Here is a 2,293-nt window from a genome sequence, read left to right on the forward strand (position 1 = left end):
ATGCCCTTGCCAAGGGGGCGTCCACATATGAATCACATTCCCGACGCCAAGGGAATCCTGTTTATGGGTCCCGACCCTAGAGTGGCGATATATCGACCGTCTTAATCGGACGGCGCATATTCCTGATACAAAGACTAGTCATCCTCGAACCATACCCTTGAACGATCAGGCACTATCTATCTTGGATCATTTGGAAGAGGTTGATGATCGGGTCTTTCCGATAACGCCCATGGCACTAAAACTTGCGTGGAACCGGCTACGGATAAGGGCAGGATTGCCGGACCTGAGACTGCATGACTTACGCCACGAAGCCATTAGCAGATTTTCCGAAATGGGCCTGACGACTATAGAGCTTTCCGTCATATCGGGCCATCGCGATCCACGTATGCTGTTCCGTTATGCGCATTTGAGGCCATCCGATATTGCGAAGAAGTTGGCGGGGAGATCATGGCAGAATGAGATAGCTGACTTGAGCCATCCTGCTCGCCTTTCACATCCTCCGGGGTGAGGATCGACATTCTTTCCGCTGATTCCTAAGCGACCAGCCTAACCAACCTTCTTAATTGGTTTCCTAACGGCGGTTTTGCGTGGGTTCTCAATCTGCCCGTTGTTAAGTTTTAACTTGGTCGTGCCCTCCTTCGGGCAATTTTAACCCGGATATTAATCCTGAACCTAAATATGGCTAAATGTTTTTAAACATGCACCATCATGCCGGATCATCATGGGAGCCGGACTTACAGAGGGGATTGCCTTTCCCTTTTAAGCAGTAACGCCTTCGGCAGTTTGTTCACCGGAGATACGAGTGGAGAAGTATTTAAAAGGAAATCTAAAGATATTCGGTGATATGATATTAGTTAAAATGCAACATTAAGTCGTATTTCAATATAATAAGCAGTAAGAATTTTCACTAACGCTTTCTATGTTTGAGAAATTCGTATAAATTCCATTTCTTCAACCAAACCGGACATCATCTATAAGAAATAGGGCTTGTCCGATTTCAATGAAGGACTTGATGTTATTATATGAATTTTGAATGCTTTGATTTTGGAACTGATTATTCTGATTATGTAACCCCTCCTTTCCTTGGTTTTCTGGAAGCCCCATCAACACTCGCGGTTAAGCCCTTGGCTAATGCCTTCAAGGCGTTGAACCAAACCATGGAAGAGTGTCTTCATTCCCGTTGTAAGCCCGCCTTCCATATCTTCTCCGGCGACTGCGGGACGGGGAAGAGTACAAACGTCCACCGATTCATATCTGCTTGGAAGAAGGCAGGATTTACCGGCGATGGCAGCGTTATTATTTTCTTGGGCAGCTTCAAGGAAGTAGACAGCTACCGGATCGGTTGCGAACTGGACGCTGCCGATTACGCCTGCATGACCCCCAATCCCGTCTATGCTGCCATCGGTCGCGGTAAAAATCAGGCTGGGAAAGCGAAAGTGCTGTTCGTAACCCATCAACAGGCATGGCGGAAATTACTGGATGCGGGGTCGTTCGAAGCGATCACCGATTTCCATTATCAGGGCCGACCGAGGAGTCTACGGCTCTGGGACGAGCTTATTAACCCGGCTTATCCTGTGTCTTTTAGGTTGGACCTCTTGCATGGTCTTCCTGCACTGATCCGGCTCCATGCTCCCGAACTAGCGGAAGTTGTTGACACCCTGCATGTGAGGGCCGCCGACCGTCGAGAGGGTTACAGGCTTGCGTTCCCCAAGACCTTAAGGAAGCTGGCAAGCGCCTGTGCCATGGCCTGTAGGGATTGGCTAAGGGGACACAAGGATTATGCGTCGCTACTGGAAGGGCTGATCCATCTTGCCGGGCGTGAAGGGGTCTTGCGGAAAGATAACCTCTATGGCTGGATCGTTGCGGGCATAGGTCAGCCCTTGCCGGACGATTTCGCGCCACTCATTATTCTGGATGGCTCTGCACGGCTCCGGCCCTCTTATAGGGCATGGGCTGATCGCTCACCGAATGTAAGCTTTCTGCCTCCTGCAATGGCGATTTATTTCAAAGCCAAGATTCATTGGTGGGATAAGGGGGCGAGCAAAGCCACACTAAGCAACCCGGTCGATAGCAGCGTGATCGTGGGGGCTTGCGTCGAACTCATCAATCGCAGGTCAGATGAGCAATGGCTCATCATCTACCATAAGGACGCCTTCGAAAGCAGGTATGAGGGCGGGCTATCCATTATAGACGATATGAAGCAGCGGCGGCTTTCTAGGGCCGGGACTCATAACCACCATGTGATGGCGGCGGCGAGGTGGATGCTGCCGAGGAAGACATCGGCGCGGCGGTC

2 protein-coding genes are annotated in these 2,293 nt (G+C 50.4%); both read left to right on the forward strand.

The features are described from left to right. Positions 1-31 precede the first annotated feature (31 nt). Positions 32-508 carry a site-specific integrase gene (locus tag CV103_RS23240; protein ID WP_107395260.1) on the forward strand — a complete coding sequence of 159 codons (477 nt, stop codon included), beginning with the start codon at positions 32-34 and terminating at the stop codon, positions 506-508. Positions 509-1,022: 514 nt separating this feature from the next. Next, on the forward strand, positions 1,023-2,293 hold a 1,271-nt coding region (locus CV103_RS22175; protein WP_146163432.1), incomplete at its 3' end, for a hypothetical protein.

The organism is Edaphosphingomonas fennica, from assembly GCF_003034225.1.
GTDB lineage: Bacteria > Pseudomonadota > Alphaproteobacteria > Sphingomonadales > Sphingomonadaceae > Sphingomonas_E > Sphingomonas_E fennica.